The sequence below is a fragment of the Mycobacterium sp. 852002-53434_SCH5985345 genome (assembly GCF_001667155.1).
In the GTDB taxonomy this organism is placed as follows: Bacteria; Actinomycetota; Actinomycetes; order Mycobacteriales; family Mycobacteriaceae; genus Mycobacterium.
Genome location: NZ_LZIE01000025.1, coordinates 43,910 through 51,931, shown reverse-complemented (window position 1 = coordinate 51,931; position 8,022 = coordinate 43,910). Strand labels below are relative to the sequence as shown.

General features: G+C 67.7%; 8 protein-coding genes. 5 read left to right on the top strand and 3 right to left on the bottom strand.

Features of this window, described 5'->3' with window-relative positions; genetic code table 11:
- The first annotated feature begins 144 nt into the window (after positions 1-144).
- The gene (locus tag A5756_RS04590) at positions 145-1,455 is read left to right on the top strand and encodes an NAD(P)/FAD-dependent oxidoreductase (protein ID WP_066947888.1); all 1,311 of its coding nucleotides are present in this window, start codon (positions 145-147) and stop codon (positions 1,453-1,455) included.
- Between the two features lie 7 nt (positions 1,456-1,462).
- Here the strand turns inward: A5756_RS04590 and A5756_RS04585 are convergent, their stop codons facing one another.
- Positions 1,463-1,999 carry a DUF1360 domain-containing protein gene (locus tag A5756_RS04585; RefSeq protein WP_066947884.1) on the bottom strand — a complete coding sequence of 179 codons (537 nt, stop codon included), beginning with the start codon at positions 1,997-1,999 and terminating at the stop codon, positions 1,463-1,465.
- Positions 2,000-2,076: 77 nt separating this feature from the next.
- Positions 2,077-2,460: a helix-turn-helix transcriptional regulator gene (locus A5756_RS04580; protein ID WP_066947881.1), complete on the bottom strand. Its 384-nt coding sequence runs from the start codon at positions 2,458-2,460 to the stop codon at positions 2,077-2,079.
- 146 nt (positions 2,461-2,606) lie between these two features.
- Here A5756_RS04580 and A5756_RS04575 point away from each other — a divergent pair, with 146 nt between their 5' ends.
- A complete protein-coding gene (locus A5756_RS04575) occupies positions 2,607-3,056 on the top strand; it encodes an Hsp20/alpha crystallin family protein (protein ID WP_066947923.1) in 450 nt (149 codons plus the stop codon).
- 93 nt (positions 3,057-3,149) lie between these two features.
- Positions 3,150-3,830 carry a PAS and ANTAR domain-containing protein gene (locus A5756_RS04570; protein ID WP_066947878.1) on the top strand — a complete coding sequence of 227 codons (681 nt, stop codon included), beginning with the start codon at positions 3,150-3,152 and terminating at the stop codon, positions 3,828-3,830.
- On the opposite strand, the gene A5756_RS04565 is transcribed toward A5756_RS04570, so the two are convergent.
- Positions 3,825-5,207: a wax ester/triacylglycerol synthase family O-acyltransferase gene (locus A5756_RS04565; RefSeq protein WP_066947874.1), complete on the bottom strand. Its 1,383-nt coding sequence runs from the start codon at positions 5,205-5,207 to the stop codon at positions 3,825-3,827. The two genes, A5756_RS04570 and A5756_RS04565, sit on opposite strands and share 6 nt — an antisense overlap.
- Positions 5,208-5,315: 108 nt before the next feature.
- Between A5756_RS04565 and A5756_RS04560 the strand changes: the two genes are divergently transcribed.
- Together A5756_RS04560 and ppsA are read left to right on the top strand one after the other, a co-directional pair.
- Positions 5,316-5,567, top strand: a complete 252-nt coding sequence (locus tag A5756_RS04560; protein WP_066947870.1) for a hypothetical protein — start codon at positions 5,316-5,318, stop codon at positions 5,565-5,567.
- A 25-nt stretch (positions 5,568-5,592) separates the two neighbouring features.
- On the top strand, positions 5,593-7,998 hold the full coding sequence (gene ppsA, locus A5756_RS04555; RefSeq protein ID WP_066947866.1) for a phosphoenolpyruvate synthase: 2,406 nt from the start codon (positions 5,593-5,595) through the stop codon (positions 7,996-7,998).
- The last annotated feature ends 24 nt before the right edge of the window (positions 7,999-8,022 follow it).

The following is an 8,022-nucleotide window of genomic DNA, read 5'->3' as shown; positions in this document are numbered from 1 at the left end:
CCCTCCCCGCGGGCCGCCCCCGGCCCCCCTCCCCTTTTCTGGGGCTCATAAAAATTTTTTTGGGGGCCCTCGCTGTGGTTGTTCCAGTGAAACCACGACGGGGGCCCCCATCCGCCGGGGCCCCCCCGTCGTAGACTCGGATTGGTGACCTCGATAGTGATCGTTGGCAGCGGCTTCACCGGATTCACCTGCGCGGGCCGTCTGGCCCGAATCCTGCGGAGACGGCGCGTGCAGGCCGACATCACGATCGTCTCCCCGGTGGATTACATGCTGTACACGCCGTTGTTGCCCGACGTCGCCGGCGGGGTGGTCGATGCCCGGTTCGTGGCGATCCCCCTGGCCAACAGCCTCAAAGGCGTGCACGCGGTGCGCGGCCGCGTGGATGGTGTGGACTTCGCCCGGCACACGCTGAGATGGTGTGATCCCGAAGAGCGCAGCCACACCATGGCCTGGGATCGGTTGGTGCTCACGCCGGGTTCGGTGACAAGGCTTCTCGATGTTCCGGGCCTCGCGACGTGCGCGCGCGGGTTGAAGACCACCGCCGAGGCCCTATACCTACGAGACCATTTCGTGGAGCAGCTCGAGCTGGCCAACATCGAGGACGACCCGCAGGTGGCACAGGCCCGGCGCACCGTCGTCGTGGTCGGGGCCTCCTATTCGGGCACCGAACTGGTGGCACAGCTTCGGGCGCTGGCCGACGCGGCCGCCAAGCAGATGCGCTTCGACCCCGCCGCCGTCCGGTTCGTGCTCCTCGATCTGGCCGAGCAGGTGATGCCCGAGGTCGGCAAGAAGCTGGGCGATGCCGCGCAGAAGGTCCTCCGCCGGCGCGGGATCGACGTCCGGCTCGGCCTCACGCTCAAGGAAGCACACGGCGATCACGTTGTGCTCAGCGATGATTCGCGCATCGACACGCGCACGGTCGCCTGGGTGACCGGTGTCACCGGAGCGCCGCTGATCCAGGATCTGGGGTTGCCGACCGAGCGGGGCCGACTCAAAGTCCAGCCGGATCTGCAAGTGCCGGATCACCCCGACGTCTTCGCGGCCGGCGACGCGGCCGCGGTCCCCGACCTGACCCAGCCGGGAAAGATCACGCCGCCCACCGCCCAGCACGCCACCCGCCAGGGCAAGGTGCTGGCCCGCAACGTGGCGGCCAGCCTCGGTTATGGCACGCCCAAGCAATACAAGCACCGCAACCTGGGCCTGGTGGTCGACCTGGGACCGTGGCAGGCGGTGGCCAACCCGCTGAACATCCACCTCTCGGGCCTGCCGGCGAAGGTCGTCACCCGGTCGTATCACCTGTACGCGATTCCGCGGGGCGTCAACCGGTGGGCGGTGTCGCTGGCCTACCTGACCGACGCGCTGTTCGCCCGGTCGGTGGTGTCCATCGGGCTGTCCTCCGAGGAGGACGCACAGTTTGCGGCTAGCGAGGGCATCCCGATGCCGAAGACCGGCTGAGCGCTGCTCAGCCCCCGGCCGACTGCTGCGCCATCGAGTAGGCCAGCTGCAGGAAGTCGGCGCCGGTCAACACGGTGAAGACGCCGGCGATCAGGCGGGTGAAGCGCGGGGCAAAGACCAAGCCGATGGCGAAGCCGGTCGCCACCCACATATCCAGGCAGAATGGGCACGTCAGCAGTTCTCCCACGCTGTGCCGCAATGGGCTTTCGTCCCGGACCTCCTCCATGACCTCGGCCGGGCCGCCGCTGCCCGCGAAGCGGGTGAACGGCGCGCGCAACGGGCTGGTCACCGCGTCTTTGGTCAGCGTCCGCGAGAGCTTGTGGGTGCCCAGGGTGACCGTGATCAGGTCCTGGATCCGCCACCGGGTGGGCAACGTCCGCCCGGTGAGCAGCGCGGCCGTGGTCGCGACGGCCACCACGGCGGTGTAGACGAGCAGCACCGCCACGTATCCGCCCAACGGACGAGGCTCGTCGCCGCGGTATTCGTCCGCTTCGCGCCGTGCGCCGTCGACCACGTGGGTCTTGGCTTCCGCCACCTCTCCCATTGCATCTCCTTCAGCTCAAGGGCACAGCAGGCTGTGTACCCGAACTCGGTGAGCGCAATCGGAGGGCCGCGGCGCCCTCAGCCGGCCCCGTCGCCGGGTTCGCCGCCCACCTGCGTGACCTTCGCGGTTTTGGCGGCCTTCCGCAGGGTCTGGTTCGTGGACCGCAGGTCGGTGTTGGCCGCCGAGAGCGTCGCGTTGTGATCCTCGAGGTCCAGGATCCGGGCGACGCCGGCCAGGTTGATGCCGGCGCCGACCAGCTCGCTGATGCGCTTGAGCCGGGCCAGGTCGTCGGCGCTGTAGCGGCGGGTTCCGCCGTTGCTTCGCGCCGGCGCGAGCAACCCATACCGCTCGTACAGGCGCAGCGACTGCACCGGGACGCCGGAGAGCTCGGCGGCCACCGAGATGCCATACACGCCGTGATCGGGCGCCGGGACGCCGGAATCGCCGCGTTGGTCGGTCATCACCCGTCTCTCCTCGAAGCTGCCTGGCCTAGAAAATCTATTTATCACACTTGCATGACTATGTCGACAGTGATATACCAAATCTATGTCATTGGACATAGGTAATAGCCAGACCACAGCCTAGATTGGAGTGAGAGGTGACCACCATGCTGATGCGTTCCGACCCCTTCCGTGACCTCGATCGCTTTGCCCACCAGGTGTTCGGTACGGCCGCCCGGCCGGCAGTGATGCCGATGGACGCATGGCGCCAGGGCGAGGAGTTCGTCGTCGAGTTCGACCTGCCCGGCATCGACGCCGAGTCGCTCGACATCGACATCGAGCGCAACGTCGTGACCGTGCGCGCCGAGCGGCCCGCCGTCGACCCGAACCGCGAGATGCTGGCCACCGAGCGCCCACGCGGGGTGTTCAGCCGGCAGCTGGTGCTCGGCGACAACCTCGACACCGACAAGATCGAGGCGTCCTACCGCGAAGGTGTTCTGCGGCTGCGCATTCCGGTGGCCGAACGGGCCAAGCCGCGCAAGATCACCGTCGGGCGCGGCGACGGGCAAACGGCCATCAATGAGAACGCCTCGCAACGCGAGGTCATCAACGCCTGATGTCCGGCGGACGGGCGGCGGCGCGGGTCCCTGCAGAAACACACGGGCCGCCGCCTTCCTCCGGTTCAAAAACCCAGGGAGAGCAGGTGCGAGATGAAGTGGGAACTGGACGGCCAACGGGCTAACGTCGAACAGGCGTTGGCCGGCGGCGCCGCGCAGCCGGCCGGCTGGTTTCGCTTCTACTTCACCGACCAGCGCTGGGAGTGGTCGGAACAAGTGCAGCGGATGCACGGGTATGAGCCCGGCAGCGTGACGCCCACCACCGATCTGGTGCTCTCGCACAAGCATCCGGACGACCGCGGGCAGGTCGCGGCCACCATCGAACAGATCGTCAACACCCGGCAGGCGTTCAGCACTCGCCATCGAATCGTCGACACCGGCGGGAATGTGCGACACGTCGTCGTGGTGGGTGACCGGTTCTTCGACGACGACGGCGACGTCGTTGGAACGCAAGGGTTTTACATCGACGTCTCCCCGGTCACGGGACAGGTGGCGGAGGAGATCGTCAGCGCCAGACTGGCCGAGATCAACGGGAACCGGGCCGGGATCGAACAGGCCAAGGGCATGCTGATGCTGATCTATGGCATCAGTGAGAGCGCGGCCTTCGAGTTGCTCAAATGGCTTTCACAGGAAGCGAACGTCAAGTTGCGGCCGCTCGCCGAGCAGATCGCCGAAGACCTCCGCGGCGCCCGGTTGCGCTTCGATGCCCAATCGGAGATCGACCATCTGCTGCTGACCGCGCATGAACGCGTCACGGAGCCCGCCGCGTCATGACGCCTTGCGGCGCCGGGTACGGGCGGCCGCAACCAATTGCGCCATCCCCTTCTCGATGCCGGCGGCGAGCGCGTCGATGTCGGGTGCCGTGTCGTAGTCGGCGGTGATGCCGAAGACGAAACTATCGGCGTAGCTGAGCATTCCGATGCCGGTGCGCACCTGCAGGGCGATCGGGGCAACCGGCAGGAGTTCCAGCACCCGGCGGCCCATCAGCCGCTGGCGGCTTCGTGGGCCGGGAACGTTGCTCGCCAAGGCGACTACCGCGCGTTGAGGGAACCGCGAGAGCAATCGAATCGCCCACGCCGACAGCGCAAACGGGGTGCGCTTGGCGGCCACCACCACCGCGCTGCCACCCTCGCTCTGACCGCTCGCCTTGGCGTGGGTGAGCCGGTCGTGCACCAGTTGCAGCTGCCGCACCGGGTCCGCCTCGTCGACGGGCAGCAGCGGCAGCATCGCCGAGACCCGGTTGCCGGCGACATTGAAGTGATCCACCGCGCGGACGGAGACGGGGACGAGCGTGCGCAGCGAGTCTCGGCCCGGTTGTTCCCCCCGCGCCAGCAAGACGGCGCGATAACTGTTGGTAATCGCTGCCAGCGCAACGTCGTTGAGCGTGACTTCGAATGCCCGGGCGACCTTGTTCATGTCCCTCAGCCGGGCGCGGGCCACACTGTACCTCCGCATCGCGGTAACCGGCCCGTTCAGCGAAGATTGGGGGGCGGGGCGCATCAGTGCTGTGGTCAGCTCGGCCGCACCGATCGCCGCGTGTTCGGCCGCGGTCAGGGCGCCGAACGCGCTCCGCCCGATTCCACTCGCCCAGTTCAAGGGATTGAGGCTGATCTTGGACAGCTCCGGCCCGCGCCGAACCGCCTTCCGGGCGGCGCCGACGTCGACCGCAAAGGTGCCGCCGTCGCCGTCGTCGCCGAACTTGGCGAACAGCTGCGTCATCGCGATGCCGTCGGCGATGCAGTGGTGAATCTTGGTGAGCACCGCCCACCGGTTTCCGCTGAGCCCCTCGATGATCCAGGTCTCCCATAGGGGGCGCTCACGATCGAGGCGCCGTTCCATCAAGGACGCGATCATCTCGAACAGCTCCGGGTCGCGGCCCGGTTGCGGCAGCGCGACGCGGTGCAGGTGACGCGCGAGGTCGAAGTGGGGGTCTTCCGTCCATTCGGGCGGCCGCAGGTCGAGTGGATGGGTGTGCAGGATCTGCCTGCAGCGCGGTACCGCCGCCACCCGCTCGGCGAATTCGGCGACGAACTCGTCGTAGGTCGGGATCGGTCCCTCCACGATCGACACGCCGCCCACCGCCAGGCTGACGTGCGGGTCGGAGTCCTCCACCTCCAGGAAGCCGGCATCGAGCGCGGTCAATTGCTCCATGGTGCTACTTTCCGCGCCGCAATGCCCTGCTGGCAGGGCCGTAAGTCCCCAACTACTGAGGTCAAACGGCGGCTGTGGCGGCGCGCCCCCGGCCATATCGTGAGGGGGGTGACGGGAGAGCAATTGAGCAGCGAGGCAGATGCTTTCGCCGCCGCGCCCCGCACCGACCTGATCGCACCGCGCAGCCGAAGGGCAAGCGGGTGCTGGTGGTTGTGCGACGGTCTCGAGTACGCCGCCGCGCTGCGTGAGAGCGAGGGCTGCTGGCGGCGCCCCGAGCCGGCGTCGTCAACCGCCGGGGAACGGGCGGACTACGCCTGGATCATGCGAAAAGCGAACAGCGGTATCTACGAAGCGTATTGATGCAACCCGCCGAAGGAAGAACACCATGAGCGATTTCACCTACATCCGCTTCTTCGAAGAAATCGGCATCGAGGACGTCCCGCTGGTCGGCGGGAAGAACGCCTCGCTGGGCGAGATGTTCCAAAAACTGACCGGGCAGGGCGTGCGCGTCCCGCACGGTTTCGCGATCACCGCCGAGGCCTACCGGCACGTGCTGGACAGCGCCGGCGCCTGGGGGGCGCTGCACGCCGCGCTCGACGATCTCGACCCCGACGACGTCACCGCGCTGGCACGTAAGGGCAAGCAGGCCCGCGAAATCGTCTACGGCGCAGGGCTTCCCCCGGAGCTCGCCGCCGAGATCACGGCCGCCTACCGGCAGCTTCAGGAGGAATACGGCGAAGACGTCAGCCTGGCCGTGCGCAGCTCGGCGACCGCCGAAGACCTGCCGACCGCCAGCTTCGCCGGCCAGCAGGAGACCTTCCTCAACATCAAGGGCACCGAGAGCCTGCTGGACGCCTGTCGCCGGTGTTTCGCCAGCCTGTTCACCGACCGGGCCATCCACTACCGGGTCGACCAGGACTTCGACCACTTCAAGGTGTCGCTGTCGATCGGCGTCATGAAGATGGTGCGCTCCGACCTCGCCTCGTCCGGGGTGATGTTCACCCTGGACACCGAATCGGGCTTCCACGACGTCGTATTCATCACTGGCGCCTACGGGCTCGGCGAGAACGTGGTCCAGGGCGCCGTCGACCCCGACGAGTTCTACGTCCACAAGCCGACGTATCAGGCCGGCCACCGCGCGGTACTGCGCCGGCTGATCGGGGACAAGGCGGTCAAGATGATCTACGTCGAGGGGGAGACGAAGAACACCGTCCGCAACATCCCCACCCCGAAGGCCGACCGGGCCCGGTTCTGCGTCACCGACGACGACGTCCTCGAGCTGGCCGGCTACGCCTGCGCCATCGAGGGCCACTACGGGCGACCGATGGACATCGAATGGGCCAAGGATGGTCTCGACGGGCGGCTCTACATCGTCCAGGCGCGGCCAGAAACCGCGGCCTCCCAGCGCAGCCTGACGGTCATCGAAAGCTATGTGCTCGAGAGCAAGGGCACCGAGGGCAAGGAGGTGCTCGCCGAGGGCCGCTCGGTCGGCGAGAAGGTCGCCACCGGCATCGCCCGGCGGATGGACAACCTCGGGAAGCTGTCGGAGTTCCAGCCCGGCGACGTGCTGGTGGCCGACGTCACCACGCCCGACTGGGAACCCATCATGAAGATCGCCGCGGCCATCGTCACCAACCGCGGCGGGCGCACCTGCCACGCGGCGATCATCGCCCGCGAGCTCGGCATCCCCGCCGTCGTCGGCGCGGGTGACGCCACCACGAGCGTGCCCGACGGCGAGGTCGTCACGGTGTCGTGCGTGGAGGGCGACACGGGGCGGGTTTACCGCGGCGAGTTGGGCTTTCGCGTCGATCGCACCGAGGTGTCCGACCAGGAACGCCCGCACACCGAGATCATGCTCAACCTCGGCAACCCGGATCTGGCGTTCAAGACTTCGTTCTTGCCGAACGACGGCGTGGGGCTGGCCCGGATGGAGTTCATCATCAACGAGTACATCCGGGTGCACCCGCTGGCCCTGCTCCACCCCGACCGGGTGGACGATCCCGAGGCACGGCGGACCATCGAGACGCTGACGTACGCCTATTCCGACGGCGCCGAATTCTTCGTGGAGCGCCTGTCGGAAGGGATCGGCACCATCGCCGCCGCCTTCTGGCCCAAGCCTGTCGTCGTGCGGATGTCGGACTTCAAGACCAACGAGTACGCCAGCCTGGTCGGCGGCAGCGGCTTCGAGGCGGCCGAGAGCAACCCGATGATCGGCTTCCGCGGCGCCTCGCGCTACGCGCACCCGGCCTACGCCGAGGGATTCGCGCTGGAGTGCCGGGCGATGAAGCGGGTACGCGAACAGATGGGGCTGACCAACGTCGTGCTGATGTTGCCGTTCGTGCGCCGGGTGGCCGAGGCGGACCTGGTCCTGGCGGAGATGGCCAAACACGGTCTGCGCCGCGGGGAGAACGGGCTCAAGGTGTACGCGATGTGCGAGATCCCCAACAACGTCATCCTGATCGACGAGTTCGCCAAGCGCTTCGACGGCTTCTCCATCGGATCCAACGACCTCACCCAGCTCACCCTCGGTGTCGACCGGGACAGCGAGATCGTGGCCTTCGACTACGACGAACGCGACGAGGGCGTCAAGGAGATGATCCGCCTGGCCGTGGAGGGATGCCGCCGCAACGGGATTCACTCCGGGTTGTGCGGTCAGGCGCCGTCGGACTACCCCGACATGGCCGAGTTCCTGGTTCGCTGCGGCATCGACTCGATCAGCCTGAACCCCGACGTGGTGGTCAAGACCACCCGGCAGATCCTGGACCTCGAGGGCGCGGTGCAGCTGCAGTGAGCCGCCGCGCCGTCGCGCGCCGAG

Bases quoted from the DNA above. Each gene is read 5' to 3' on its own strand.
- A5756_RS04585 (WP_066947884.1), bottom strand. From the start codon at position 1,999: ATGGGAGAGGTGGCGGAAGCCAAGACCCACGTGGTCGACGGCGCACGG.
- A5756_RS04580 (WP_066947881.1), bottom strand. From the start codon at position 2,460: ATGACCGACCAACGCGGCGATTCCGGCGTCCCGGCGCCCGATCACGGC.
- A5756_RS04575 (WP_066947923.1), top strand. From the start codon at position 2,607: ATGCTGATGCGTTCCGACCCCTTCCGTGACCTCGATCGCTTTGCCCAC.
- A5756_RS04570 (WP_066947878.1), top strand. From the start codon at position 3,150: ATGAAGTGGGAACTGGACGGCCAACGGGCTAACGTCGAACAGGCGTTG.
- A5756_RS04565 (WP_066947874.1), bottom strand. From the start codon at position 5,207: ATGGAGCAATTGACCGCGCTCGATGCCGGCTTCCTGGAGGTGGAGGAC.
- ppsA (WP_066947866.1), top strand. From the start codon at position 5,593: ATGAGCGATTTCACCTACATCCGCTTCTTCGAAGAAATCGGCATCGAG.